Raw genomic sequence first — 26,519 nt, 5'->3', positions numbered from 1 at the left:
CCTTTGCGCCATGCCAACTTGTCTCCAGGACCGTCCTGAAAATATAACGCTTGAGACACTCAACGGTTGTCATGATTTACGGAAAAATCAATAAGTCTATTAGGGGGGTCCCGGTAGGCGCGATTTCCTATCATAAGCGCCGGGGTTACGTACCATTAGCGACTCCCCCGCAAAATTGTCATAGCGTGACATATAAAATCCGCTGTGCAAGTAGGGCCGACAGGGTCACGGAACGAAATCCGGCCCCCGCAATTCGCCCCCCCTACGGAGCGGTCCGAATTCAAAGCAGATATCCGGCGAACCCAAGCGAGACTTGGTGGGCCATGTCGGATTCGAACCGAGGTTGTCCATTCGGAGGCGGATTATGATCCGGATACTGCGAAAGCGGACGCTCAGGTCGTCGCTACTGAGCACCCTGGGGACTGACCGCTTAGGCCGACAACGTGCTGGCCAATCTGACCGAGCGAATGGCCGTTGCACCTGGAAGCGGCCATTGAGGCCGTGCCCAGACGACCGGCTGTTGTGGGTCGGGTGCCGCCGATCGCCGTCCTTTCCACTCCGCCGTAAAATAGCTTCGCCTGTGACAGCGGAGAGTACAAGGCGCTATGAAAATCCGTACGCGGTTCGTCACCGCAATATTGGCGGTGCTCGTCGCCATCGCGGTGCTCTTTATCCCGTTGCCGCAGCGAATTGGGCTCGACACGCGCATCATTTCGGTTGCGTCGATACAACGCCCTCCCACGGTCGTGTTCGACTATGTCACGACGCCGGCTCACTGGCCAATCTGGCATCCGTCGTCGCTCGCGGTCAGCGGTTCGGTGGAACATTCGCTCGATGTGGGCGAGCAGGTAACGGAGGAATTCAGGGTGGCGGGCAGGCGTGGCCGAGTTGTGTGGACAGTCGCGGCACGTGTGCGTCCGAGCAAGTGGGTGATAGCAGGAAAGATTGACGGCAGATCGGCCGGCACCGTCACTTATTCGCTGACATCGACTGTGAGCGGAACCCGTTTCGAACGTGAATTCACCTATCGCGCGCCGTCGTTGTGGTTCGCGATATTGAACTGGTCCGTGCTGCGCGCGCGGATTCAATCTGAATCGGATACGGCAGTCTTGCGACTTAAGAGCCTTGTGGAAGCGTCACCGCAGCATTAGCAACGTCGCTCGGCTGGCGTTGTGACTTGGCGTTTTCACGACCAGACTGAATCCTTGGGTACAAGTCTGCTAGCGGCCATTCGTGAGGGCAATCGAAGCGCAAGAGGGTGCCATATGCGGAACCGGGTCAGAGTCAGCGCGCGGCCATGAGGTCGTTCGCCATTGCCACGATTTGGACATTTGAGTGTCCGTTCACACCGGTTGAATCCGCTATTCATTGGAAAGTCCGCTTCGGATCGCGGGCCTAGACCGCTCGCGCGGCAGGGGCTCCGATAGACGGTGGCGCAATGGAGAGGAAACCGACTCTGTCTTCATGTCGACGGGCGGGGAAATCCGCCTCGTCTTCCATAGTGGGAAGCATTGACGGCCACATGTCGCCGAGATCGGTGGGGGCAGGCGGTGAGCAGAACTTCCTAGCGCCAATCGTCGAGGACGAAGTCGTTAGGGCGGCTGTAGGCAGGCTCGTTAGGCCGATGCATGGTCACCACCTGCATTTGGCTGCGGAAACCGCGTGCCATCATCTGGCGATAGGCTTGCTCGCGCCCGGTATTGACCCCAACCAGGACCCTCGCCATCCCCAATGCGGTGGCGAGCGCGCCGGCGGCGTCGAGCAGCACGCCGAACCGATCGGAGGCACCCGGGCCGGGGCGCACCGCGCCGAATTTGATGAAGAGACAATCGGCACCGGCCTCGCTCGCCGGTCCCCAATGGCAAACCGCGAAGCCGCCCAGCTGGCCCGAACGCTCCCATAACAGCAGGGCGTCGCCGAGGCCGCGCGCGGCGACGGTGCGGATCTCAGCGGAGAGATCGAGGCCGTCGAGGATCTCGTCGCTGAGCGCGCGGCTCGCTTCTTCCGCCGCCCGCCGCTCGCCGGCCGCGAGCGCCGTATAGCGCGCGTCCTGCGGCAGCGGGCCGGACGCCGCCGCCGGCGCCGCCATGATCGCGGTGAGAAAGCGCGGATAGAAGCCGAACTTCTGATAGAGCCAAATGTGTTTCGTGCTTTGGGCGAACGTGCACAGGCCGGCATGGCGCGTGCCCCAGTCCGCGAATTGTTCCGAGACCGCTGCGACCAGCGGCTGGGCGATGCCCTTGTCCCACAGATCAGGGCGAACCGAGAGTGGGCCGAAAAAGCCGACACTGCCCCAGTTGGTGGCGAAGTTGACGCCGGCGAGCGTGCCGTCGTGGTCGGCAGCGAAGGCGGCAGTATGCTCGCATCCGAAGCGGCCATAGACGTAGTCGAAATCGGTCCAGAAACTATCGGGATCGGCGACGCCGAAGAAGGTACCGAAGGCGCGCCGCACGATGCGCTGCCCCTCCGGCAGGTCGCGCTCTTCAAGTGGACGAACGTTGAGCATGTTGGCAATCCCCCGTCCTCGGCCATAACCTGCAACGATCGTAGCATACGGTCGGGTCCTCGCGAATAGGCGGGGCGGAGGTCTGTTGAGGTTTACGGGCGGCCCCGTCAGGCCGAGGTTGGCCCAAGAGCGGTCGGTCGACATCGACGTCCGGAACGTTGGCAATCGATGCGCACCCGTATTCGGATGGAGCGTTCCCATGCGAATTCTCGTTGCTGTCCTGCTCTCGCTGGTCAGCGAGCTTTGCTGTTACTGCCTACGATGTACATATCGTTCTTAAAGCGTTTTGGGCCGAAGAGTCGCAGCCCCAATTCATCTTGGCAGAGTGACAGAGCGACCTTGGCGGTGGCAACGAGGTCCACCTCGTCCAACGCGACGACGATTAGGGCAATCGTTTGGAGACAGCCATGCATTTCGACTACCAACAATTCCACATCGACGCGTCACCTCTTGATGAAGGCGGCCGCTATTACGCTCGCGCAAAGATCTACCGGCGCGCCTCGGCGAGTGGCGATGCCGTCGAGGTAAAGTATTCGGGCGACCTCGGCGATTACCCCTCCGACGCGGATGCTATTGAGGCGGCGCAGCGTTGGGCGATTCAGTGGTGCGACGAGAACTCCGCTTAGGCTTCACTATCCAGGTCCAGGCTGTTCCGGAGTATTCGCCGCACCCACCAGACATCCAGTTCGGGGGCACGCGTCAGGCGAGAGCGATACGTGCAGCAAGGGCTGACAACGGCCCTCACGACTGGTCCTGCTGAACCCCGGCAAAAGAAGCGGCGCATAATGCACACATCCCTTTGTCAGGACGATGGAGGTAGATGTGACAACTTTTGCTATCGACGCCGTTCGCATCAACCCGACGAACGACAGGTTTACCCATGTGCGTTGGGCTCCCGTCGATCCGTCGACGCGTGAATGGCTGTCCCCCCCTGCGATTGTGGAGGTGGCCGAAGTCGTCGCCGCGATCCGTCGGGGCGATGTTGTTTGGTCCCTTTTTACGCTTGGTGGCACACGGTATCTCGGGCCAAAAATTGTGTCTGTCTCTCACACCGACGGACACGCCGGGATCGACACGGATGCCCCTGGCGATCATGTCGAAAAATGCATTGACGATTTGCCGCACCTTTGACGGCATACCTTTGAGGCCGTCGGCGATCGGACTGTGAAAGGTCTGGACGGGTCGGTAAGACTCGTTGATGGACAGAGACAGCTGACATTCGCCGACGCCAGTTTGTAAAAGTCAGCAAAGCGATACGCGACAGCCGCACCAATTTGATCGGCGAACGTCGGCTCAGGCCGATGACCCACCGGTAGCCTTTCCGCGACGAAAGTCCGCTTCACTCTTCAAAGAGCCATTGATGCTTCGACATGCCGGAAGTCGGCTCTGGGTCGGCAAGACTCATCCATCCATGACTTAGCTGACATTCACCGGCACTGGGTTGCGAAGGTCAGCAAAGCGACCTGCTGCCGCCGCACGCTGCCCGATCGGCAACCGACCGCTATGGCCGAAGTGTACGCGACGGTTATCAGGCAGGTCTTCTGGAGAACCAGCCATGCGGATGACGGCTTTGAGTATAAGGGGCCGGATTCACCCGATGAGAGGTGCGCCAAAAAGCGGGGCGCACGAGCCGGGACGTAGCATTGTTTCGCACGGCTAGCGTCGGTCGCGCTCGATTTCAGTCTGTTCTGGGCTGCTTCGTACGGACCAACCCCGCGCCTCGTCGCATCGCTCGGAAAATATCGAGGGTACAAGGCAGGGAGATACTCTCCGTACCATAACTTAGACGCCCCCATCCTGACGACACGCCTGAATATGAGCGGTGGCGACCGCGCGCTAAACTGGGTGTGTGCTATCGAAAAGTTCGGTGGGTCGAGCGCAAGACGATGAAATTCACCCGAATGATGGTCGGCCTCGCCGTCGCGTACATGACCGTGTTAGCCGGAGTCGCCATCTTGCAGGATCGTTTTCTCTACTTCCCTCAGAAGGCCGCAATCGAGGAGCTCACCTCCGATGGACTGCGCGCCTGGCCGACACCTGAGGCGTTCAGGGGCCTCATGGCGGAGCCGGCCGGGTCCGCGCGCGCCACGGTCATCGTCTTTCATGGCAACGCGGGGCATGCCGGCCACCGCTCATTCTATGCCGCGGCGCTCACCCGGCTCGGGCTGCGCGTGGTTCTCGCCGAATATCCAGGCTACGGGCCGCGCGGCGGGGCGTTAGGCGAAGCGAGTCTGGTCGCCGATGCTCAACAAACCATCGCGCTGGCCCATCGCCTCTATGGCGCGCCGCTGCTGCTCATCGGCGAATCGCTCGGGGGCGGCGTGGTGGCCGCGGCCGGCTCGCGTGAACGCGACAAGATCGCCGGTTTAATGCTGATCACGCCATGGGATCGGCTCGAGCACGTCGCCGCTTACCACTATCCGTGGCTGCCCGTGAAGTGGCTGCTGCGCGACCAATACGACAGCGTGACCCATCTGGCGTCGTTCGGCCGCCCGGTTCTCGTCGTGGTTGCTGAACGCGACAGCATAGTCCCCCCGCGCTTCGGCGAAGCGCTCTACAACTCGCTGGCCGAACCGAGACAACTGATGGTGGTGAAGGCGGCTGACCATAACGACTGGATTGGCCACGTCGACGAAACCTGGTGGCGGGAGGCGACCGACTTCCTTCTCACGCCTTTGCATTGAAATATGAAGACGCCACCGGTCTCGTTTAGCTCGGAGCGCATCTATGTTCTCGATGCGAAGAACAGGCCTGTCGAGGTGTTCGACCACGGCGCGTGGTCGCGCTGGATGACGGAAAACGAACTGATCTTCCGCCGCACACTGCTGGACGACTACGGTGTAACGGTCACGACCCGCTTCCGTGGTGTGTCCAAACCGAAAACCGGGGAGGCCTTGCTGTTCGTGACGCGCGTCGCCGGAATGCAGGCGCAAGACAACAGGAGCTACGGAGCACGTACGCTCGATGAGGCGCTGGAGCAGCATGAGCGCATCGTGCAGAAAATCCTCAGGATAATGACAGGGCGGTAACGATCACAGCACGACGATTCTGCGGAGCCGTAGCCCCAGGAAGTCGCCAGATGGATCTGGTGCAAACGGCGCAAGCGAATCGGTTAGAGTGTCCTGCTGAACGAATAGAGAGCCGTCGTGGCGTGTCGATGAAACGTAGCTGAAGATCCGCGGCAGGTGGGTGTAGCTCTGCCGGGCGGTGGATCGGGCCGGCCAGACAGTTGACTTCATGCTACGTGCAAAGCGCGACGTGAAGGCGGCCAAAGCCTTTTTCAGGAAAGCTCTCAAACATCAGGGCAAGCCGCCGAAGACCATCTCGCTGGATGGCTATGCCGCCTCACACGCGCGCGAACGGACGAACCGCCCAGCTGAGCCGCTTACTGAGAACGAGAGCCGGTCGACAGCGCACCTCAATCCCACCGCTCGTCACGCACCTGAACGACGCCCGCCTCGATCCGCACCGGAAACGCCACCACGTCCTCATATGCCGGCGGCGCCAGCACCTTTCCGGTCCTGATGCAAAATCGTGCACCGTGGCGCGGACAGACGACCACGTCGCCTTCCACCACACCGCCAGTCAGGATGCCGCCGTCGTGCGGGCAGACATCCTCGATTGCATAACAGGTGCCGTCGACGTTGAACACAGCAACCTGCGCGCCATCGACCTCGACGCTGCGAACCGACCCGGCCGGAAAATCCCCGATCGCAGCGACATCGACCCAGTCGGACATGTCAAAGCATCCCCAATTGCAGGCGCGCCGCATCCGACATCCGGTCTCTCGACCACGGCGGATCCCACACCAGTTCAACGTGCACGTCGTTCACTCCGCTCGCCGAGAACACCGCATCCTCCACCGTCGCCGGGAAGGTCTGCGCGACCGGACAGCCGGGCGCGGTCAGCGTCATGCGGATCCCAACGCGGCCTTCGGCTTCATCCACGTCAAGACCATAAACAAGCCCCAAATCGTAGATGTTGACCGGAATCTCCGGGTCGAACACGGTGCGCAGTGCATCGATCACGCGTTCTTCAAGACCTTCTGTTGTCGTGCCACTCCCGGGTTGTGCGGCCTCGGCGCGCTTCAGCCAGTCGAATGTGCTCATCGTCTGCCTCACTCTGTCGAAACGGGGCGATGCGCGTCGTGCAGCGCGGCGTGGAGCGTATGCCAGGCCAGCGTCGCGCACTTCACACGCTCGGGAAATTCCCGTACACCGGACAGCACCGCCAGCTTGCCCATCTCCGGCGCGGCTGTCGCCTGCCCTGCAGCGGGTGTTGTCACCATGTCGTGAAAGCGCCCGAACAGCGCTTCGGCCTCTGCTTCCGTTTTGCCTTTCAGCGCCTCGGTCATCAGCGACGCTGATGCCGTCGCAATTGCACAGCCCGCGCCTTCGAAACTCGCTTCTTTGACGATGCCGTCCTCGATTCGCAGATAAAGCGTAATCCGGTCGCCGCACAGCGGGTTAAAGCCCTCAGCCGTGTGATTGGCGCCGGACAGTCCATGACAGTTACGCGGCCGCCGGTAGTGGTCGAAGATGACTTCCTGATACAGATCGCGCAGATCGCTCATTTTCCGAATATCTCCCTGACCTTTCCGAGACCTTCGATCAGCGCGTCGATATCCTGGTGCGTGTTGTAGAGGGCGAGCGACGCGCGTACGGTCGCCGGTACGCCGAAGCGCTGCATCACCGGCATCGCGCAATGATGGCCCGCACGCACCGCGATGCCGTGATGATCGAGAATCGTGCCGACATCATGGGCATGCACGCCGTCGAGCACGAACGACAGAATGCCTGCCTTGTCGCGTGCACTACCGATAAAACGCAAGCCCGGTATCACCCGCAGGGCGCCCGTCGCATAGGCGAGCAGTTCGTTCTCGTGCGCGGCGATGACTTCCATGCCGATGCTGTCGACATAGTCGAGCGCCGCGCCCAGCGCAATCGCGCCGGCAATGTTCGGCGTACCCGCTTCGAACTTCCACGGAATCGCGTTGTATTCCGTTTTCTCGAACGTTACCGATCGGATCATGTCGCCGCCGCCCTGCCATGGCGGCATCGCTTCAAGCAGTGCGGCCTTGGCGTATAGCACGCCAATGCCAGTCGGCCCGTACACCTTATGCCCGGACAACGCGTAGAAATCGCAATCTATCGCGCGGACGTCGACCGGCAGATGCGTGATTGCCTGTGCACCATCCAGCAGCACCGGCACGCCCCGCGCGTGTGCCGCTGCAACGATGCGCTCCACCGGATTGATGCTGCCGAGCGCGTTGGCCAGATGAGTCATCGCGACCAGCCGCGTACGTTCACTCAACAAACGCTCGTACGCGTCGGCATCGAGCGCGCCCATATCGTCGATCGGCACGACTTTCAGCGCCGCGCCCGTCTGCTCGCAGACGAGCTGCCACGGCACAATGTTCGAATGGTGCTCCATCGCGCTAATCAGGATTTCGTCGCCGGGCTTGATCTGCGGCCGAGCATAACTCTGGGCGACGAGATTGATCGCTTCGGTCGTGCCACGCACGAACACGATCTCCTCCGGACGCTGCGCATTGATGAAGCGTGCAATCTTCGCGCGTGCGGCCTCGAATGAATCGGTCGCGCGCTGCGACAGCAGATGCACGCCGCGGTGCACATTCGCGTTGCTATGCCGGTAGTAAGCGTTTTCCGCGTAGATGACCGAGGCAGGCTTTTGCGTAGTGGCGCCATTGTCGAGATAGACCAATGGCCGGCCATGCACGCGCTCGCCCAGAATCGGAAAATCGGCTCGCCAGTGCTCGACATTGCGCGGATCGGGCGTCTGCATCTGTTCGATCGGCTTCATAGCAGCTCCCTGATGCGCTCGCCTTCCGGGGTGCGCGCGAACAGCAGGTTTTCGAGCCGGCCACGCAGCGAATCGATGCGCACACCTTCGACAATGTCGCGCGCAAATGCGTATGTCAGTAGCGCCCGCGCCATGCGCTCTTCGACACCTCGTGCACGCAAATAGAACAGCTGGTTGTCGTCCAGTTGACCGACCGTCGCGCCGTGTGTGCATTTCACGTCGTCGGCGTAGATCTCGAGTTGCGGCTTCGTGTCGATTTCCGCATCGCGTGACAGCAGCAGGTTGTGATTCGCCTGATGCGTGTCCGTTTGCTGTGCATCGCGATGCACGATGACGCGCCCGTTGAACACGCCGCGCGCTGCGCCGTCGAGCACCCCGCGGTAATGTTCGCGACTCGTGCCATGCGGCTCTGTGTGATCGATGCGCGTGTGGTGATCGACGTGCTGCCGGCCCCCGACGAAATAGAGACCGTTCAACGTCGCTTGCGCGTTCGCGGCGTTCAGGCTTGTGCCGATACCAGTGCGCGACAGCGCGGCGCCGAACGCGAACGCATGTGAGGTAAAACAGCTGCCCCGTTGCTGCGCAGCGGCGACCGACGCGATATGAAAAGCCTTCGGGCCCTCTTGCTGCAACCGGTAGTGCTGCACGTCCGCCTGCTCGTCTGCGACGATGCGGGTAACCGCATTGGTCCAGTACGCGTCGCCGCTCAGCCCTACAAAATGCTCGACGATCGTGCAGCCCGAGCGTGCTCCTGCAAGCACGACATTGAACGGCTGCACCGCAAGACCCGCTTCGTCGGTCAGGAACAGGATCTGCAGCGGTTGATCGATGACCTCGCCAGGCGGCAGCACGATGGCAAACCCATCCGTCATAAACGCCGTATTTAGCGCGGCAAAGCCATCTGAATACGCCTGCGAGGCGAATGCCGATTCCAGTTGTTGTGGCATTTCTCTCAACGCCCGGGTGAGCGAGCCCACAAATACCCCGTGTGGCAAACCATTCAGTTTCGACGGCCGCGGCACATGCCGACCGTTGACAAAGACCAGTCGATGCGCGGCAGGCTCCAGCTTGAGTTCATCGATGACGTGCCGCACGTGGCTATCGTCCGTGCGTTGTGCCTTGAAATGCCAGGGACGCTTGCCAATCGCCGACACGTTCGTGTATTTCCAGTCCTCGTGCCGCGTGGTGGGCAAACCCAGCGCGTCGAACTGGTCGAACGCACTTCGGCGCGCGGCACGCAGCCATGGAAACTCAACGCCGGGCAACGTCTTCGCGAGTTGCCCAAACTGATGGAAATAGTCGAGAGATTCGTTTTTCATGGATGCCCCGCACTTTCCTGGCTTGCTGTATTTTCTGGTTGCACCGCTTCATCGTCGATCCAACCATAGCCTTTACGCTCCAGCTCCAGCGCCAGTTCACGGGACCCCGACTTCACGATCCGGCCATTCGCCAGCACATGCACGCGATCCGGCACGACGTAGTCCAATAGCCGCTGATAGTGCGTCACGAGCACGATCGCCCGTTCTGGACTGCGCATGCTGTTGACGCCCTGCGCGACAATCTGCAATGCGTCGATGTCGAGTCCGGAATCCGTTTCGTCGAGAATGGCGAGCCGGGGCTCCAGCACGACCATCTGCAGAATCTCGTTGCGTTTCTTCTCTCCGCCGGAAAACCCTTCGTTCACGGCGCGATACAGCAGACTCTCGTCCATCCGCATCAGCGTCATCCTCTCCTTGACCCGTTGCAGAAACTCCATCGCATCGAACTCCGGCTCGCCACGATACCGCCGCTGCGCATTCAGCGCCGCCTTCAGCAGATAAACGTTGCTCACGCCGGGTATCTCGACGGGATACTGGAACGCGAGAAACAGTCCTTGGTGTGCGCGCTCCTCGGGTGCGAGCGCCAGCAGGTCGCGGCCGAGATACGAGACCTCGCCGCCCGTGACAGCAAAGTCCTCGCGCCCGGCCAGCACCTGGGCAAGCGTGCTTTTGCCCGAGCCGTTCGGACCCATGATCGCGTGCACCTCGCCGGCCCGTACATCCAGATCGATGCCACGCAGAATTTTCTTGCCGTCGACTTCGACCTGCAGATTGCTGATTTCAAGCATGGTCCGAATCCCTCGCGAATCGCTGTGGGTTATCCCACGGCGCCTTCCAGGCTGACGCCGAGCAGCTTTTGTGCCTCGACTGCAAACTCCATCGGCAGCTCCTTGAAGACCTCCTTGCAGAAGCCGTTCACGATCATCGACACCGCATCTTCCGGCGACAACCCACGCTGCCGGCAATAGAACAACTGGTCTTCGCCGATGCGTGATGTCGATGCTTCGTGTTCGACCTTCGCGGTCGGGTTCTTGACCTCGATGTAGGGGAATGTGTGAGCGCTGCAACGGTTTCCGAGCAAAAGCGAATCGCACTGCGTGTAGTTGCGCGCGCCTTCCGCCGCACGGCCGACCTTCACGAGACCGCGATATGCGTTCTTTCCGCGGCCCGCCGAAATGCCTTTCGACAGAATTGTGCTGCGCGTATTGCGGCCGACGTGAACCATCTTCGTCCCGGTATCGGCCTGTTGATAGTGGTTGGTCAGTGCCACCGAATAGAATTCACCGACCGAGTTATCGCCCTGCAGGATCACGCTCGGATACTTCCACGTAATCGCCGAACCGGTTTCCACCTGAGTCCATGAAATCTTCGAATTGGCCTCGCGGCAGTCGCCACGTTTGGTCACGAAGTTGTAGATGCCGCCCTTGCCCGACGCATCGCCCGGATACCAGTTCTGCACGGTCGAATAGCGGATCTGTGCACCTTCCAGCGCGACCAGTTCGACCACAGCGGCATGCAGCTGGTTTTCGTCGCGCATCGGCGCGGTGCAGCCTTCCAGATAGCTCACGTACGCGCCTTTGTCCGCGACGATCAGCGTGCGCTCGAACTGCCCGGTGTTCTGGGCGTTGATACGAAAGTAGGTCGATAGTTCCATCGGGCAGCGCACGCCCGGCGGGATGTAGCAGAACGACCCATCGCTGAACACGGCGGAATTAAGCGCAGCGAAGAAATTGTCGGTGTGCGGCACGACCGAGCCGAGATACTTTCGCACCAGTTCGGGATGATGCTGTACGGCATCCGAGAACGAACAGAACACAATGCCGAGTTCCGCCAGCTTTTCGCGGAACGTAGTCGCTACCGACACGCTGTCGAATACCGCATCCACCGCTACGCCCGCCAGCAGTTCGCGCTCCCTCAGCGGCACACCCAGCTTTTCGTAGGTACGCAGCAGTTCCGGATCGACTTCATCGAGACTCTTCGGACGATTCTTCTGCGTCATCGGCGCGGAATAATAGATGATGTTCTGGTAATCGATCGCCGGGTGTTCGACCGTCGCCCAATGCGGCTCGGTCATCGTGAGCCAATGGCGATAGGCCGCGAGTCGCCATTCGAGCATGAACGCCGGCTCGTCTTTCTTCACCGAAATGAGCCGGACCACATCCTCGCTCAGCCCGCGCGGAAGCGCATCGGCCTGCAGATCAGTCACGAAACCGTGCTGGTATTCGCGGCTGATCAGTTCATCGAAACCGGTTGTGGATGCGCTCATGTGTGGCCTCGGTCAATCGACTTGCGCGCAGGCGTCGCGCCCGCGCGATGGGTGGAGATACCACGCGCGCGGATCGCGCTGATATCGACTGCGCGCAAGGTGGGGCCCGCCATGTCCGCCAGCGTGACCTGCTGCAACGCTTCGTAAATCAGGCGATTGACCTTCTGCCAGTTGGCGCGCACCGCGCACGCCGCCTCCTGGATACACAGGCCTGGCGTAGTGCTGCATTCGGTCATCCCGATCGGGCCGTCGACGACGGCGATCACCTCCGCCAGCGTGATCCGCGCGGGCGGCCGCGGCAGCAGGTAGCCGCCGTTTGTGCCGCGCAGCGACTCCACGACACCACCGCGCGTCAGGACTTTCAGCACCTTTGACACCGTTGGCCCCGCGACGCCGGTCGCCGCAGCAATGCTGCTTGCGCTGTGGACGGCATCGGGATCGCGCGCCATCGCAGTCATGATCACCGTGCCGTAATCGGCAAGTTTGCTCATGCGCAACATCGGAACATCTCCCGTTTTAATCAGGACCCTTTTGGTCCAGATTACATCGAAACGAAAACCGCACGTTTGGAGTGAGCGACACTGTCCTGTGTGGGGATTCCTGGCCACGTCGCGAATCGCTTTCCGTTTCGGGAGAAGTATTTCGCGAACGGCCCAACGCCGATTCCATTCTAGACCTGTATATATAACCTTGTCAGTGTATTGGTCTTCGTGACGGACCGCTCTGGTGAGCCACGCTCCATCGACTGCGAATACCCACTCGCCCGACGAGACATCAATTGTTTGATATCCAGAATATCGAAAACTGATTTAAAAGCCGGAATCCGCGTGAAGGATGCGCGATGTGCATCGCCTATCTCGGGAGAGGCCCGCCGCATAGTACTTTGGGCTGTTGTGGCATCCGGACCCAGTGGGGCTACTGCCCGATCTTTCTGGTGATTGTGGTCGTGTGGAGTGTTGAGCAGGTGCGCGGACTGAATGTCGAACGCGCCCATTGCCCTCGGCCTACGTGTTCAGCGCATGCATGGAAGCCCGGAATCCACGGTCACCGTTGCCAGTTGTCGCTGTCGGATGAATGATCCCCCGTCAAGGTTCGGGCGTTTTACGTGCGCTAACGATGACGGCCCCTTTCGTCCGTGCCTGCATGAGATTGCCCTTCAAGGCGTACAGGCACTTAACAATTTTGCGCCGATAAATTCTGATTATTTCATTTTCAGAAAAAGTATTTTACGAAGTAGGCGTTTACCCATGATGGACACCTCCTGTTCCAAAGGATAGGTATCCACGAAAGCGGGTCAACTCCAGAAGGTCACATTCGGGTAGGTTTGGGTGCGACTTCTGTCCTTGCAATACACGATCTTTGACTTTTCAGGATGCATCGTCAGCTCACATTCCGTCAGCGCGAGCCGCTCGATCGTTAGCGGCTCCTGCAAATGCGCACGGATGTATTCCTCCACCCGTCGTACATAAAACGGCGCAAGCGGTCTGCGCTCGCGCGTCATGCCGCTTCGTACGCTGTTCGGTTGACCGTAGATAAGCGCGTTCAGTAGTGTCGACTCGAACTGCTCAAATGCGAGTGGATTGCGCAGCGGATGCGCCTCCGTACTCATGATTTCCGCGAGCATCGGCAGCAACTGCATCAGGCACACCCCTGTGCCGACGTCAGTGCGAATCCTGGCTCGAATTCGATTGCCCACGCGCCGCGTCGCCGAAATGACGCTGTGCATGACGCTCGAGCACATCGCGCTCGATACGCAGGATGGCCTGCGGGCAAGCTTCGCCCCACCGCATGCGCAGCGCCAGCGTGGGCGACACCAGCGAGCCGGCGAGCGTCCATATTGAAGTGGACCTGCGCGTAGGCGAGCTCGTACAGTTTGCGCTGCTCGTCGGAAGGGCGGCCGTCACCGATCAACGCTCGGCTCGCATCATCCCGCTGCATAGGGTATCTACCGAACATTTCATGCTTGCGTTGTCAGGATACCTGATATCAAATACGGAACTATCGCGACGGACAGGCGCGTCTTCCAGGACGCGTTTTATTTTGTTCTTTATATCAGTTTGCCTGATATTGTATCAACGGTGATCGGCGCCGGCATCCCCGTCACGCTCATCGCTGCAATCGCCTGAAACCGAAGATCCCTCAACCGCAGTTCAACAAAAGAACATACAACTGGTCTGGAGACGTCACCATGCAATTGAAGTCGACTCACGTTCTCATGTTCGGTGCGCTATGCGCGCTGAGCACTGGAGCCTTTGCGCAATCGAGCGTCACGTTGTATGGCATCGTGGACACGGGGATCGAGTATGTCTCGCACGCGAACGCGAAGGGCGACAGCGTCTTTCGCATGCCATCCGTTACCGGAGAGTTCCCATCACGCTGGGGGCTGCGCGGCAACGAAGATCTAGGCGGCGGCTACAGCGCTGTCTTCACGCTCGAAAGCGGCTTTAACGTGCGCGACGGCAGTTCTGGACAGGGCGGGAGGCTGTTTGGACGCCAGGCATTCGTCGGCATGAAAAGCCCGTATGGAACGCTCGCGTTCGGCCGTCAGTACACGATGACCTATCTTGCGGTTCAGGGCGCCGACATCATCGGTCCGGACATTTACGGCATGGGCTCCCTGGATGCCTATGTGCCCAACGCACGCGCCGACAACTCCATCACCTATCTTGGCTCGTACAAGGGCTTTACGCTGGGCGCGGGCTATTCATTCGGACGGGACGCGGCGGGTACCGGCAACTCGCCGGGACAAGGAACCTGTACCGGCTCGGTTCCAGGCCACGCCACGGAATGCCGCGACTGGTCCGCAATGCTCAAGTACGACTCTCAATATTTCGGCGCGGCTGCGTCGTACGAGGAGCAACGCGGCGGCGCGACCGCAGCCGCCAACTTCTTCGACGGAATTGCGCCGACACCCCTCATCAACGCCGCGGACAAGGACGCCCGTACCCAACTGAGCGCCTATGCGCAGTACGCGGGCGCGAAGATCGGCGCAGGTTGGATTGGACGCCGCGTAGTGACCCAGTCGCCGACAGTACCGAATATCCGTTCGGATCTGTTCTTCCTCGGCGCTTCGTACATGGTCACGCCTGCGTTCCTCCTCGATGGCGAAGTGTTTCGGATCATCAATAGCGACCACGATACCCGCGCCACGATGGGAACGCTACGCACCACCTATCTTCTGAGCAAGCGTTCGTCGGTCTATGCGCAGGCTGCGTATCTCGCGAACAGCGCGAAGGCGCGCTATTCGGTCAGCGGTGGCGGCGGTGGGACCACACCAGGCGCGGGCATGGGTCAAACGGGCGTGATGGTCGGCATTAAACACATGTTCTGATAGGGGGCGAGAATGAAACGAACTTCAATTGCTATGTGCGTATCGGCAGTGTCCGCGATGCTGGCGGCCTGCGGCGGCGGTTCCGACTCGCTCTCCACCAGTGCGACACAATTGCCTCGGCTTTCCGCAGCACAACCCGCGACGCTGTCAGGAAACTGCAGCGCGCTCGCCGCCAGGTTGACGTTTGCGGCCACGACGTTCACGTCCGTTACCGACGTGCCGGCCGGAACGCTCACGGTGGCAGGAAAGTCCGTGCCCGAACATTGCGTGATCGAAGGGAAAATGAATCAACGCACGAGCGCCGTTGACGGCCAAACTTATGCGATTGGTTTTGAAATGCGGCTACCTATCGCGTGGAATGGTCGCTTTTTCTATCAGGCCAACGGTGGTCTCGACGGTAATGTGACATCGGCGACGGGGGTGCTCAGTGGCGGGGGCCCGCTGAACAACGCGCTAAACATGGGCTTCGCCGTGATCAGTTCGGATGCAGGTCATTCCGGGTCGCAAAACCCGCTGTTTGGTCTCGATCCCCAGGCGCGCCTCGATTATGGCTATAACGCCGTTGCCACGCTCACGCCAATGGCCAGGCAGGTGATCAAGTTGGCCTATGGCAAGGGCCCCGACCGCAGCTACTTCGAAGGTTGCTCGAACGGCGGCCGTCATGCGATGGTGGCGGCAGCCAGGTCTTTCGCGGATTACGACGGCATCATTGCCGGCGACCCCGGCTTTCATTTGCCAAAGGCGGCGATCGGGCAGATGTGGAGCGCACAACAGCTAGCTACCGTCGCGACCGCCAAAACGTCGGCCGGAATTGCCGATATCACCACCGGCTTGACGACTGCTGAAAGGCAGCTCATCGCGTCGAAGGTCATCGCGAAGTGCGATTCGCTGGATGGTGTAGCGGACGGGATGGTGCAAGACATCAAAGCGTGCCAGGCGAACTTCGACCTGGCCACGGACGTACCGACATGTTCGAGCAATGGGCGCGACGGCACCTGTCTTACGGCGGCTCAAAAGCAAGCCGTTGGAAATATTTTTTCTGGGGCGAAAAATAGCGCTGGCACTGCGCTCTATGCGAGCTTTCCGTATGACGTCGGTGTCAACGGATCAGGCTGGGCCGCGTGGAAGCAAGGCAATTCGATCAGCCTTGACCCGGCCGCGGCGGCCTTCGTATTTACGTCGCCGCCGCAGAGCGCTTCGCTGCTCAGCTCCATCGGCGCCTACGCTCTGAACTTCAACATGGACAGTGACGCGCCGAAGATCTTCGCAACGAACGGTGTCTATTCCGAGACTTCGTGGTCATTCATGACCCCGCCGAACGAGACTGATTTGAGCGGTCTGAGGAGCCGGGGCGCGAAGTTGATCGTCTATCACGGGACGAGCGATCCAGTGTTCTCGTCGAACGATACGACCGACTGGTATCAGCGCTTGTCCACGGCTAGTGGCGGTGACGCGAGCAATTTCGCCCGGCTCTTCACGGTAGCAGGGATGAACCACTGCAGCGGCGGTCCGACGGCCGATCAGTTCGACATGTTGACGCCTATGGTGGCATGGGTCGAGCAAGGGCAAGCGCCGAACCGGGTCATCGCAACGGCTCGCGACACGACCAACGCGATACCGAATAGCGAGGTGCCGACTAGCTGGGGTGCCGGGCGCACGCGTCCGCTCTGCGCGTATCCGAAGGTGGCCCGCTATACCAGCGGAGACGTGAACTCGGCAAGCAGTTTCACTTGCAGCTAAGCCACTGACCGTGCGAGGGGGGCGAAGATGTGAACGCTCCCCCACTACGCCGAGGAAACGTTAGGCGCCCTCACCGCCCGCGATCGCTTTGAGCCGCCGATAAAGCGTGCGCTCGCTCAATCCCAGCTGCGCGGCAAGCTCACTGCGTTTTCCGCGGAATTGCGCCGCTGCGCGCGCGAGTTCCGCATCGGTCAGCTTGCGCGGCAAGCCCACGCCCACCGCCAGCGAATCCTGCCCACGGCCGGAAGCCCTGTCGCGGACCGCCTGCGGCAAGTGTTCGGCGCGGATCACGCCACCGTCGGCGAGCAGGTTGGCGCGCTCGAGTACGTTGCGCAATTCGCGGATATTGCCGGGCCACGCATAGGCGCGCAACTGCGCCATCGCGTCCGCGGAAATCGACGCTTTATGCGACGATCCGGCGCGCGCCGACGCAATGCGCCGCAGGATCGAATCCGCGAGCAGCGCGATGTCGTCGACACGCTCGCGCACCGCGGGCAAATGAATCGGAAACGCGCAGCCGCGCTCGCGGCCACCGGTTCGCTGACGGGATTGATGACGGGGATGCTCGGTGTCGGCGGCGGCTTCATCATCGTGCCGATGATGCGCAAGCTGACGGACGTGTCGATGCACGGTATCGTCGCGACTTCGCTGATGGTGATCGCACTCGTCGGCAGTGGCGGCGTTCTCGCGACGGCCACGCACGGCGCAACGCTTCCACCCGAAGTCGCGTTGTGGTTCACTGGCGCCACCGCCACCGGTATGCTCAGCGGACGGCTTGCATCGCATCACATCGCCGCGCGTCAGGTGCAACTGGGCTTTGCGAGCATCCTCGTCTGCGTGGCGCTCGCCCTGCTGGTCAAAGCGGCGCTGATGTAAGCGCTGCCGCTTCCCTCCAACTCACACGACAGTCAACCTGAACGATGATCGATCTCGACCATTTCACCCCGCTCGCGTCCCTGTGCGGAGGCCTGCTGATCGGCGCCGTGGCTGCGGCGATGGTGCTTTTGCTGGGCCGCATCGCCGGAATCAGCGGGATAGTCGGCGGCCTGCTGCGCTGGACCAGGCGAGACGGCGCATGGCGCGTCGCCTTCGTTGCCGGGCTGGTCGCTGCCGCGGTAATCGCGCGCGCGGTCGGTGCGCCCGTCGCGATCACCGTCGACGCGTCGTGGCCGGCCGTGATCGCGGCCGGCTTTCTGGTCGGCATCGGCACCCGCTATGGCAGCGGTTGCACGAGCGGACACGGCGTGTGCGGCATTTCACGCGGCGCCACGCGCTCGCTCGTAGCGACGGCGACGTTCATGGCGGCCGGCTTCGTCACCGTCTATATCATGCGATATCTTCTCGGAGCCTAGGATGGCAACAGTCGTTTCATTCGTATGCGGGCTGCTGTTCGGCTTCGGCCTGCTGTTGTCGGGCATGGCCAACCCCGCCAAAGTGCTGGGCTTCCTCGATTTCGCAGGACGCTGGGACCCGTCGCTCGCGTTCGTGATGATCGGCGCGGTGGCTGTCGCAGCAATCGGCTTCGCGATCGCGAAGCGCCGCGGCAAGTCGCTGCTCGGATTGCCGATGCAGATTCCCACGTCAACGCACGTCACGCGAAGGCTGATGGTGGGCAGCCTCGCGTTCGGCGTCGGTTGGGGAATTGCAGGGTTCTGTCCCGGCCCGGCGCTCGTCGCGCTCGGACTCGGGTCGGTGAAAGCGTGGGTGTTCGTGGCGGCGATGATCGCGGGAATGGCGGTCTTCGAGTCGTTGGAACGGCGCAGACAGGCGGCCTTGGCAACCGCCCCTTAACCTGGCCTTAAGGCGCGGTCGTGTACGATCTGTTTCGACTGAATCCAACTCACAGGCTCCCCTATGCAAGTCTCCCCTGAACACCGCTATGACATCGTCGCACGTTTGCTCCATTGGCTCGTCGTCGGGCTGGTTGCCGCGCAGTTCGTGATCGGCTGGACGATGCCGGACGTGCACCGCGATACCGTGCCGGACGGCGAAATCGCCTGGCACCTTGGCGTCGGCACCGCACTGCTCGCAGCGATGGTGTTGCGGGTGCTGTGGCGCGTGACTCATCGGTCGCCGCCGGACAACCTGCCGCCGCTGTTTCGCGCCGCTTCGAAGCTCACGCACCTCGCGCTGTATGTGCTGCTGGTGCTGGTGCCGCTGCTCGGCTGGATCAACGCTTCGTCGCGCACGTGGACGGTCCGCCTCGCCGGACTTGCTTCGTTGCCCTCACTGTCGGCACCGGGTTCGTCATTCGGACATGCGATGGGCGATGTTCACGGCGTCCTCGCTTGGGTTCTATTCGGCGTGATCTGCCTGCATATCGCAGCGGTGATGTTTCATCAGTTCGTCGCCGGCGACCGCGTTCTGCAGCGCATGAAGCTCTAGCGGTAGTTCGAGCGCTCCCTACATTTGCCCGTCAAACAGGGCAAAGCTGCGTGGCATGTCACGCGGGCGGACAGTTTCCCGAACTGACGCCGTACGGTCGAATGTTCAAGCTGAACGGATATACCTTCGGCGAACGTACGATTCCAGTGGTCGTGATGGCGATGCTCGACGTGACCAGGACGAGGCTCAACCATGATGCCAGCGGCAATATCGTCTCTCCCAAAGAGGGTCTGCCGATTTTCGATTCAGCCAGCATCTTCCTCGCCGGCAAGATCACCGACAGGATCGGTGCGTTCACGCAATTTACCTACTCGAACTACGATCATCAGGGCGGCGATGGACGCTGGATCGGCCACTTGGCATCGGACAACATGGATTGCCGTTATGTCGACAGGATCATTGGGAACGCAAGCGGACCTGATTCCCGGCACCACCCTGCACAACAACCCGATCGTTCAGGATGTGTGGAACAGTTCTCCGGCATGGAGTTACCCGTACGCTTGCTCTTCGACGAGCACGGTTGGCTCACCCCAGTTCCTGCCAATCCTCGAAGGTACGCTCGCGCAGCAGGTTGTGGGTGCGGGCGGCTACCTCTACTGGAACCGGACAGTCTATGCGGAGCTGTCGCTATATAGCACCGCTGATGGCATCTGGTCGTTCATCCGCGGCATTGGCAGCAGTCTTGCGGATGAGACGATTATCGGTGCGATCATCGCACTCGCCCGCAATCTGCTCGGCCAGGAAAGCCAATTGTTCCGCTCGTTCGACGCCTTCCGCGACGACGTCACTTTAGCTGTGCGACGCCAAAGAGCGGCGCCTCGCCGCTCTTTGGTGCGTCGTATTTAACGCGGATCCGACAGCGTCTGATTGAGCGTCTGCCCAGCGATGATCACGTTCTGCAACGTAATGTCGTGCACGTTGTAGAGGTAGATCGGACCCGGCGTGCTGGCGCTCGCTGGGCCTGCGGCCACAGGCGTGCCGAAGTCGCAGTTGGAAATCGTCACTCCCGTGATTGCCGGTACGGTCGGCGCAGGCGCCGGACCATTGTAATCGAACGCAACTGGACCTTGTGCAACGATGGCCTGGAAACAGGAGCCGGTTGTACTGCCCAATGTCACGTTCGAAGCATTGACGTTCGTGATGTTGACGTTGTCAATGAGCGCGGGGCGTGTGCGAATCGCATCGGCGGCAGGCTGGTAATCGCAATCGAACGTGATCAGGCCGCCTTGAGACGCGGACGGGTTGGCGGCTGTTGCGGTGGCCACACCGATGGGCACGGTGCCGTTGATCGGACTGCCCGTCAGCATCTTGCTGCCGTAGCCTCCACCCGTCAGGCTCACGCCATGCGGAAGCGTGACGCCATTCACGTAGAAGTTCTTGACGTAGCCTCCACGGTTCATGTTCGTCTTGATACGGATCGCGATGTTCAGCGAATTCGTTGCCCAGAACTGATTGAGCATGGTCAGATTGCGCGCGTAGATGTTCTGCACGCCGCCACCCATCTCGCTGCCGAGCGTAATGCCGCCGTGACCGCTATTCATCATGCAGTTCTGGATCACATGGTTCTGCGCGGGTCCGTACTCCGTGTCGAGATCCTTGCCTGACTTGATCGCGATGCAGTCGTCGCCGGTGTTGAACGTTACGCTGTCGCACAGCACCGTGTTGCAGGCGTCGGGGTCGAAGCCGTCGTTGTTCGGTCCGATACTGTCGGCTGTCACGCCACGGATCACGACGTTCGTGCAGTCCGTCGGATGATGCTGCCAGAACGGCGTGTTGTTGGTTCGGTAGTTTTCCATCAGCACGTTCGTGCAACCGATGAACTCAACCATACACGGCCGCAGATAGTGGCCGAGACCAAAGATTCGCTGCGCGACCGGCACGCCCGCTTCGGAGAGCGCCGGCAGGTAGTTCTGGTCTTGCTGCCACGGCGTAGCCGGATTGGTCAATAGCGTGTAGAGCGAGGCCGAGATGGTAGGGGCGACCACCATCAGATCGACGTTGTTCGGATTCGTATAGGCCTGGGACGGCGTGGTCGAGCCCGCGCAGCCGTATGCGCCGCTGGAACCCTTGTAGGTCCACCAGCAAGTGCTGGTGTTTCCGCTTCCGGCGAACGGCGTCATCGCCTGACCGTTCAGCACCGAGGTCGGGCCTTCGCCAGTCACCGCAATGTTGTTCGCATTTCGCGCGTACACGGGCGAGCCGAAGTTCAGGCAGTCGTTCGCCTGCCAGCGGCTGTAGTAAAGGTTGCCGTTGGCGCCGCAGTTGACCGGACCGTCCTTCGCATAGTCGGCGGGATTCGGGCTGAAATAGATCGTGCAGTTCGCGCTCAGATGGAAGTTGACGTTGCTCTGCAGCACGATGGGACCCGCGCAATACCACGTGCCCGCCGGCACCACGACCCGGCCGCCACCGGCTGCACTGCAGGCCGCGATTGCCGCGAGGAAAGCGGGACGTGAATCGAACGATCCCGGTGCGTTGGTCGCGCCGGCCCCCGTACTCAGGGGCGATGAACTGCCGGTGTAGGGGTTGGCCTGGGCAATGACCGCGCACGGTTGCGCACCGTACTGTTCGACCTGGAAATCGACGGCCGGGAACGCGCTCTGCGTGATCTTCTGCAGCGCATTAATGATGTTCGTCGCTGAGCCGTTGGGACCCCAGATCGGGTCGGCCGCATCCGTTGACGGCGTGCTTCCCGTCGCTGGCGTGGAACTACTGCTTCCGCCTGCCGCGGCAGCGGAAACTCCGCTGCCGCCGCCGCAAGCCTGCAGGAGTGCGCTGCCGGCGAGCGCGCCTCCGAGGCCAATGAAGCCACGGCGCGAAATGCGCAAGGTGTCGCCCGTTGCGGGCGCATTTTTATCAAGATCGCACGACAGCTTGGACATGGAGTCCCCTCCGGACAAATAGTTGTAGGCGCACGAGAGAATCGTCATCGCGCATGTTGTATGACAAGTACAGAAGAGTAAAGACAAGACGCGGGTCAGTACACATGGTGGAAACCCTTGCTAAATGTTTCCTCGATAGCATTCGCGAGGTGTGAAGAGGGTTCGGGTCGCCTTTGGAAACTCGCGCAGGCGCTTCGACTAGAATAATTTCGACGTGCGGCTCCGGATTCGATGCACCACACCCGTTAATAGGTATCGCCATGACCGACGGAAGGCTCGTATTGCATGCGCGACATCGGGTTGAGGGCGGCGGCCTGCTGGTCGCAACGTGCATTGCGGGCATCATGCAGACCTCACCAGTGGCGGCACAGGCATGGCGCGACCTCGCGCCGCGACCCGCACCGCAGGCGCCGCGAAGCGCGTCGTCACCCTCCTCCCCGGAAGCGCAGGCCGAGTCCGCACGGATCGCTGTCGAGCGGCTTGCCGGGCTCATCTTCGAACCGGCCGGCGCGTCCGCGGCGGCATCGCCGAGGCAGCAAGGTCGTATCGTCGCGCAAGGATTGCCCGTACTCGACGCCGCCTTCCTGCAGAGCTTCGCCACGGACCTCGACAAGCCGCTGACCTTCGGCCGCCTCGCCGAGATACGCCGCGCCGTGGTCGCGCGTTATCGGGCGGCGGGAAAGCCGCTCGTCGACGTCTACGTGCCGGAACAGGACGTGAGCTCGGGTGTCGTGCGTATCGCCATTGCCGAATTCAAACTGGGTCGGGTTCATGCCAGCGGCAACACCTACTTTTCGAGCAGGCTTCTCGAACGTGAAATGCCGCTCGAGCCCGGCGGACCGGTCCTGCAATCGGCGGTCTCGAAGGGACTTGCGGTGCTCAACGCGAATCCATATCGACGGGTCGATGCTGTTTTTGCGCCCGGTGAGGCCGCCGACACGACCGACGTCGTGTTGCAAACCGAAGACCGGCTGCCGCTTCGCGTAAGCGCGGGTTACGACAATGAAGGCGTGCCGGAGCTCGGCCGTGATCGGTTCTTTGCAGGCATAGGCTACGGCAACCTGCTTGGTCTCGATCAGCAGATCGCCTATCAATTCACGGCCAGCAACGATTTGTTCAGCGGCAATCCGAATATCGAAGGCCGCCCGAACCGTGCCCGCTTCACCGCGCACGCGCTGAACTACACGGCGCCGCTGCCTTGGCTCGACAGTATCGAATTGTTCGGCGTCTACGCGCAGAGCACGCCACGGTTGCCCGACACGTATGGGCAAACGGGCATTTCTGCGCAGTTCAGCTTTCGCTACGACTTGCGTCTGCCGACCATCACGGACACGACACAGTTGATCCAGATCGGATACGACTTCAAGCGCAGCAACAACGACCTGGAATTTGGCGGCTCCCAGGTTTTCAACTCGAATACGCACATACATCAGTTCGTGTTGTCTTACGACATCAGCAAACCGACCGAGGCTGGCACGGCGCACGCCGCGGCGGCACTCGTCGCCAGTCCGGGCGGACTGGATGGCAACAATCAGGATTCGGCATTTAACGCCGCGCGGCAAGGCGCGACGGCCCGCTACATCTATATGCAGTTGACTGCGTCTCGTGCCACCGCGCTTGGGGCTGGCTTCACGCTGATCACGAACGGAACGTTCCAGTGGACGCCGAACACGTTATTACCGAGCGAGGAGATGGGGCTCGGCGGGGAGTCCAGTGTGCGAGGCTACGACCCATACGTCACGCTGGGCGATCGCGGCTGGAACATTCAGACCGAGGTGCGCACGCCTGCGATCTCGCTCGGCGCGAGCAACGCAGTCGTGCAACCCTTTGTGTTTTTCGATGCGGGCCGCGTATGGAGCACGATCGACCAGCCAGCCGAAACTAACCCCGGTCTGCTCGCGGGCGTCGGCGCGGGCGTGCGCGTCCAATGGTCGAGATTCGTGGATTTGCGCTGCACCTATGGCGCGCCATTACGCTCGGCGACACCAAATGGTTCGAAGGCGCCGATCGTGCTCTTGTACGTGTCGGTCGGAACGTGAGCCGTCGATGCTCAAAGTCCGGCCGTAGCGCGACTCTTCCGTCATGGGCTCCAATCAACCGCCCCAGATGAAGCAGCAGGGCGCGTCGCGAGCGTCTTCCATGATTCGCTGAGCCTTCGATCAAGACAATCGAATCGCATCCGGTCAATTGCGCCGCCACGCGGGCCGCTCTCCGAGCGGCGTTCCACTTCCAGGCCCACGGCGGCCGGCGAAGTGAACGTTGATCGGGGTCGATGCATGAGCCGCGTTACCGTCACCCGCGATTCTTCTGCTCGATGTGAGGCTGGCGACCCGTCACAAGCAATAGCTCCGACAGAAGCCCAGACACCGCCTCGAGCAGATCGTCGAGCGAGACGATGCCGGTCAGCCCGCCAGCGGCGTCGACGACGGGCAGGCGCCGCACGCCGTTCAAACGCATTCGCGAGGCGGCGAGCCAGAGATCATCCCGCCGAGCCCTGCTCGGGCTCCCAACCGCGCGCGGCGGCGAGACAGGCGCGGACTTCTTCATCGGTCGTCTGGTCGAAATTCACATAGAACCCGCCGATCCCCATCAACCAGTCGGGCTGCAGCACGCTCACGAACGCGTGCGCAATTCCTTCGAATGCCGTGCACGCATCGGATTGCGACACCGGGACCGCCACCACGATCCGAGCGGGATGTCTGCTGCGGAGTGCGTCGAGCGCCGCATGCATCGACGCCCCCGTCGCGATGCCGTCGTCGACCACGATCACCGTCTTGCCCTGTACTGGCACCGGCGGGCATTCCCCACGGTACGCCAGTTCCCTGCGCGCGAGTTCGGCTGTTTCGCGCGCGATCACGTCGGCCAATTCGGCGTCACTGATTTGCAGTTCGCGAAGCACCGACCTTTCCAGATGAAGGGCGCCCCCCGTCGCGATGGCGCCCATCGCCAGTTCCTCGTCTTGCGGCGCCCCAAGCTTTCTGACGACGAGAACGTCGAGCTTCGCGTGCAATGCCCGTGCAACTTCGAACGCGACAGGAACGCCGCCGCGCGGCAGAGCCAGCACCACCAGATCGCCGCGACCCTGATAGTCGCGCAGTGCGTGGGCCAGTTGTCTGCCAGCGTCGGCGCGGTCGCGAAACAGGTTGCCCATCGCTTTTCCTCCCGCAACGTCGGTGCGCGTTGCCAGACCCACTATGCCATCACTCGGCTGCATCAAGGAAAATCACGGTTGTAGCGCGATGGCGCGAAGATCGTCACCGAGCGGAAGAACTGCGACGTCTGGAACGGACGGTCGAGGTCCAGGCACTGCGTCGGGACCATGGCGCGGCACGGCGTGCAGGGCATGCCGGAATGCCCGCGATTTGCCGCGCCCCTGTTCACATAGGCGTGAACGCGACCGGATATTCCAGATGATCCTTTACGCCCTTTACCCCTGGCACCCGCGCGGCGGCGGCGAGGATCGCCTCGCGTTCTTCCTCGGAGCGCACCGCTCCCCAGCAATGAGCGACGCCGTCCGTGACGATCAGGCCGTCGGCGACCATCGCCCAACGATGTCCGTCGAGTTCCTTCGTGATCGCGCTGCGAATCTGATCGTCCGACGGTTGCGCATCGAGCTGCGCGGGTGCGCAACTCGCGAGCGCGCGCACCAGATTGGCCCGGCTGACGATGCCGACGAGCTTGCCCTTGCTCAAGACCGGTAACCGCTTGATGTGCTTGCGCCCAAGCAGTTCGGCGACCGCGCCAAGCGGCGTCGATTCGTCGACGGTGACGGCGGGGGCGCTCATCACGTCACGCACCCGAATCGAACGCTCCTTCAGATACTCGACCGCGAGTTGACGCGTAGGCGCGAGGAACTCCGCGAGCCACGAGCGCCGCTGCGTTTCGGTGCCGGTTTCGACGCGCCGGAGCAGATCGCCCTCGCTGACGATGCCAATCACGCTGCCTGCGTCGTCGACGACGGGCATGCCGCTGATCCGGCTGTCGGCAAGCAGCTTTGCCGCGTCATAGACCGAACTTTCCGCTGCGATTGAAACCACCCGGGTCGTCATGATGTCCGAGGCTTGCATAGTGATCTCCATATCGAGTGCCCTGCGCTGTCGCACATGGGTGCAGGCAGGCGCGAGGCGACGCAATTGACAGGCGCTGAAGGACGCGTCGCCGTGCTCCCTTCGGCGCCAACTTCGAATCCGCTCGCTCGGTGCGCCGCCGCGACGAAGTTCGCGTCGACCAGTCGTTGCAACGCCTCGATTCCGCCGTGCGATGCGCC

General features: G+C 61.7%; 26 protein-coding genes and 3 pseudogenes. 14 read left to right on the top strand and 15 right to left on the bottom strand.

The window, feature by feature from the left end:
• The first annotated feature begins 605 nt into the window (after positions 1 to 605).
• Positions 606 to 1,151, top strand: a complete 546-nt coding sequence (locus tag HDG32_RS31290; protein WP_184073252.1) for an SRPBCC family protein — start codon at positions 606 to 608, stop codon at positions 1,149 to 1,151.
• Positions 1,152 to 1,564: 413 nt separating this feature from the next.
• Here the strand turns inward: HDG32_RS31290 and HDG32_RS31285 are convergent, their stop codons facing one another.
• Positions 1,565 to 2,506 carry a GNAT family N-acetyltransferase gene (locus tag HDG32_RS31285; RefSeq protein WP_184073250.1) on the bottom strand — a complete coding sequence of 314 codons (942 nt, stop codon included), beginning with the start codon at positions 2,504 to 2,506 and terminating at the stop codon, positions 1,565 to 1,567.
• 407 nt (positions 2,507 to 2,913) lie between these two features.
• Here HDG32_RS31285 and HDG32_RS31280 point away from each other — a divergent pair, with 407 nt between their 5' ends.
• From HDG32_RS31280 to HDG32_RS37340, 5 genes are all read left to right on the top strand, one after another.
• Positions 2,914 to 3,132: a hypothetical protein gene (locus HDG32_RS31280; protein WP_090811471.1), complete on the top strand. Its 219-nt coding sequence runs from the start codon at positions 2,914 to 2,916 to the stop codon at positions 3,130 to 3,132.
• A gap of 196 nt (positions 3,133 to 3,328) precedes the next feature.
• A complete protein-coding gene (locus HDG32_RS31275) occupies positions 3,329 to 3,637 on the top strand; it encodes a hypothetical protein (RefSeq protein ID WP_184073248.1) in 309 nt (102 codons plus the stop codon).
• 755 nt (positions 3,638 to 4,392) lie between these two features.
• Positions 4,393 to 5,190, top strand: coding sequence for an alpha/beta hydrolase (locus tag HDG32_RS31270; RefSeq protein WP_184073246.1), 798 nt, complete (start codon positions 4,393 to 4,395; stop codon positions 5,188 to 5,190).
• 3 nt (positions 5,191 to 5,193) lie between these two features.
• A complete protein-coding gene (locus HDG32_RS31265) occupies positions 5,194 to 5,535 on the top strand; it encodes a hypothetical protein (RefSeq protein WP_184073244.1) in 342 nt (113 codons plus the stop codon).
• 208 nt (positions 5,536 to 5,743) lie between these two features.
• Complete coding sequence (locus HDG32_RS37340) at positions 5,744 to 6,031, top strand: DDE-type integrase/transposase/recombinase (RefSeq protein WP_409340066.1); 288 nt, start codon at positions 5,744 to 5,746, stop codon at positions 6,029 to 6,031.
• Here the strand turns inward: HDG32_RS37340 and nirD are convergent.
• From nirD to HDG32_RS31215, 9 genes and pseudogenes are all read right to left on the bottom strand, one after another.
• Complete coding sequence (gene nirD / locus HDG32_RS31255; protein ID WP_090811477.1) at positions 5,925 to 6,245, bottom strand: nitrite reductase small subunit NirD; 321 nt, start codon at positions 6,243 to 6,245, stop codon at positions 5,925 to 5,927. The two genes, HDG32_RS37340 and nirD, sit on opposite strands and share 107 nt — an antisense overlap.
• A 1-nt stretch (position 6,246) precedes the next feature.
• Positions 6,247 to 6,615 (bottom strand): SUF system Fe-S cluster assembly protein, encoded by a 369-nt coding sequence (locus HDG32_RS31250; RefSeq protein WP_090811480.1) that lies wholly within the window; start codon positions 6,613 to 6,615, stop codon positions 6,247 to 6,249.
• Between the two features lie 8 nt (positions 6,616 to 6,623).
• Complete coding sequence (gene sufU, locus HDG32_RS31245) at positions 6,624 to 7,079, bottom strand: Fe-S cluster assembly sulfur transfer protein SufU (protein ID WP_184073242.1); 456 nt, start codon at positions 7,077 to 7,079, stop codon at positions 6,624 to 6,626.
• On the bottom strand, positions 7,076 to 8,329 hold the full coding sequence (locus tag HDG32_RS31240; protein WP_311540527.1) for a cysteine desulfurase: 1,254 nt from the start codon (positions 8,327 to 8,329) through the stop codon (positions 7,076 to 7,078). The genes sufU and HDG32_RS31240 overlap by 4 nt, the downstream gene beginning before the upstream one ends.
• Positions 8,326 to 9,648, bottom strand: coding sequence for a Fe-S cluster assembly protein SufD (sufD, locus tag HDG32_RS31235; RefSeq protein WP_184073240.1), 1,323 nt, complete (start codon positions 9,646 to 9,648; stop codon positions 8,326 to 8,328). The genes HDG32_RS31240 and sufD overlap by 4 nt, the downstream gene beginning before the upstream one ends.
• A complete protein-coding gene (gene sufC, locus HDG32_RS31230; protein ID WP_184058733.1) occupies positions 9,645 to 10,436 on the bottom strand; it encodes a Fe-S cluster assembly ATPase SufC in 792 nt (263 codons plus the stop codon). The genes sufD and sufC overlap by 4 nt, the downstream gene beginning before the upstream one ends.
• Before the next feature lie 29 nt (positions 10,437 to 10,465).
• A complete protein-coding gene (gene sufB, locus HDG32_RS31225; RefSeq protein WP_184073237.1) occupies positions 10,466 to 11,914 on the bottom strand; it encodes a Fe-S cluster assembly protein SufB in 1,449 nt (482 codons plus the stop codon).
• Positions 11,911 to 12,414 carry an SUF system Fe-S cluster assembly regulator gene (locus HDG32_RS31220; protein ID WP_184073235.1) on the bottom strand — a complete coding sequence of 168 codons (504 nt, stop codon included), beginning with the start codon at positions 12,412 to 12,414 and terminating at the stop codon, positions 11,911 to 11,913. The genes sufB and HDG32_RS31220 overlap by 4 nt, the downstream gene beginning before the upstream one ends.
• A gap of 899 nt (positions 12,415 to 13,313) precedes the next feature.
• Positions 13,314 to 13,734, bottom strand: a pseudogene (locus HDG32_RS31215) (AraC family transcriptional regulator); the annotation flags it as partial.
• Positions 13,735 to 14,102: 368 nt separating this feature from the next.
• Here HDG32_RS31215 and HDG32_RS31210 point away from each other — a divergent pair.
• Positions 14,103 to 15,245 (top strand): porin, encoded by a 1,143-nt coding sequence (locus HDG32_RS31210; protein WP_184058736.1) that lies wholly within the window; start codon positions 14,103 to 14,105, stop codon positions 15,243 to 15,245.
• A 12-nt stretch (positions 15,246 to 15,257) separates the two neighbouring features.
• Positions 15,258 to 16,985 (top strand): tannase/feruloyl esterase family alpha/beta hydrolase, encoded by a 1,728-nt coding sequence (locus HDG32_RS31205; protein ID WP_184073233.1) that lies wholly within the window; start codon positions 15,258 to 15,260, stop codon positions 16,983 to 16,985.
• 60 nt (positions 16,986 to 17,045) lie between these two features.
• Here HDG32_RS31205 and HDG32_RS31200 read toward each other — a convergent pair whose 3' ends face one another.
• Complete coding sequence (locus tag HDG32_RS31200; protein WP_311540525.1) at positions 17,046 to 17,366, bottom strand: helix-turn-helix domain-containing protein; 321 nt, start codon at positions 17,364 to 17,366, stop codon at positions 17,046 to 17,048.
• Between the two features lie 138 nt (positions 17,367 to 17,504).
• Between HDG32_RS31200 and HDG32_RS31195 the strand changes: the two are divergent.
• From HDG32_RS31195 to HDG32_RS36800, 5 genes and pseudogenes are all read left to right on the top strand, one after another.
• Positions 17,505 to 17,861: pseudogene (locus tag HDG32_RS31195) on the top strand (TSUP family transporter); the annotation flags it as partial.
• A 44-nt stretch (positions 17,862 to 17,905) separates the two neighbouring features.
• Complete coding sequence (locus HDG32_RS31190) at positions 17,906 to 18,337, top strand: YeeE/YedE family protein (RefSeq protein WP_184073231.1); 432 nt, start codon at positions 17,906 to 17,908, stop codon at positions 18,335 to 18,337.
• 1 nt (position 18,338) lies between these two features.
• The gene (locus tag HDG32_RS31185) at positions 18,339 to 18,776 is read left to right on the top strand and encodes a YeeE/YedE family protein (protein WP_184073229.1); all 438 of its coding nucleotides are present in this window, start codon (positions 18,339 to 18,341) and stop codon (positions 18,774 to 18,776) included.
• Positions 18,777 to 18,839: 63 nt separating this feature from the next.
• Positions 18,840 to 19,370, top strand: coding sequence for a cytochrome b (locus HDG32_RS31180; protein ID WP_184073227.1), 531 nt, complete (start codon positions 18,840 to 18,842; stop codon positions 19,368 to 19,370).
• A gap of 384 nt (positions 19,371 to 19,754) precedes the next feature.
• On the top strand, positions 19,755 to 20,216 hold the full coding sequence (locus HDG32_RS36800; RefSeq protein ID WP_260336660.1) for a hypothetical protein: 462 nt from the start codon (positions 19,755 to 19,757) through the stop codon (positions 20,214 to 20,216).
• Here the strand turns inward: HDG32_RS36800 and HDG32_RS31170 are convergent.
• On the bottom strand, positions 20,213 to 22,252 hold the full coding sequence (locus HDG32_RS31170) for a glycoside hydrolase family 28 protein (RefSeq protein WP_184073270.1): 2,040 nt from the start codon (positions 22,250 to 22,252) through the stop codon (positions 20,213 to 20,215). The two genes, HDG32_RS36800 and HDG32_RS31170, sit on opposite strands and share 4 nt — an antisense overlap.
• A 344-nt stretch (positions 22,253 to 22,596) precedes the next feature.
• Here HDG32_RS31170 and HDG32_RS31165 point away from each other — a divergent pair, with 344 nt between their 5' ends.
• The gene (locus tag HDG32_RS31165) at positions 22,597 to 24,291 is read left to right on the top strand and encodes a ShlB/FhaC/HecB family hemolysin secretion/activation protein (RefSeq protein ID WP_409340067.1); all 1,695 of its coding nucleotides are present in this window, start codon (positions 22,597 to 22,599) and stop codon (positions 24,289 to 24,291) included.
• 253 nt (positions 24,292 to 24,544) lie between these two features.
• Here the strand turns inward: HDG32_RS31165 and HDG32_RS31160 are convergent.
• The 3 genes and pseudogenes from HDG32_RS31160 to HDG32_RS31150 form a co-directional block, all read right to left on the bottom strand.
• Positions 24,545 to 24,736, bottom strand: a pseudogene (locus tag HDG32_RS31160) (CBS domain-containing protein); the annotation flags it as partial.
• Complete coding sequence (locus tag HDG32_RS31155; protein ID WP_184073225.1) at positions 24,732 to 25,403, bottom strand: phosphoribosyltransferase; 672 nt, start codon at positions 25,401 to 25,403, stop codon at positions 24,732 to 24,734. The pseudogene HDG32_RS31160 and the gene HDG32_RS31155, both read right to left, overlap by 5 nt.
• A gap of 226 nt (positions 25,404 to 25,629) precedes the next feature.
• Positions 25,630 to 26,319, bottom strand: a complete 690-nt coding sequence (locus HDG32_RS31150) for a CBS domain-containing protein (protein ID WP_184073224.1) — start codon at positions 26,317 to 26,319, stop codon at positions 25,630 to 25,632.
• Positions 26,320 to 26,519 lie beyond the last annotated feature (200 nt).

The organism is Paraburkholderia sp. CI2 (assembly GCF_014201055.1).
Taxonomy (GTDB): domain Bacteria; phylum Pseudomonadota; class Gammaproteobacteria; order Burkholderiales; family Burkholderiaceae; genus Paraburkholderia; species Paraburkholderia tuberum.
Note: the sequence above shows the minus strand (reverse complement) of the source record. Positions and strands in the feature narration are given on the sequence as shown.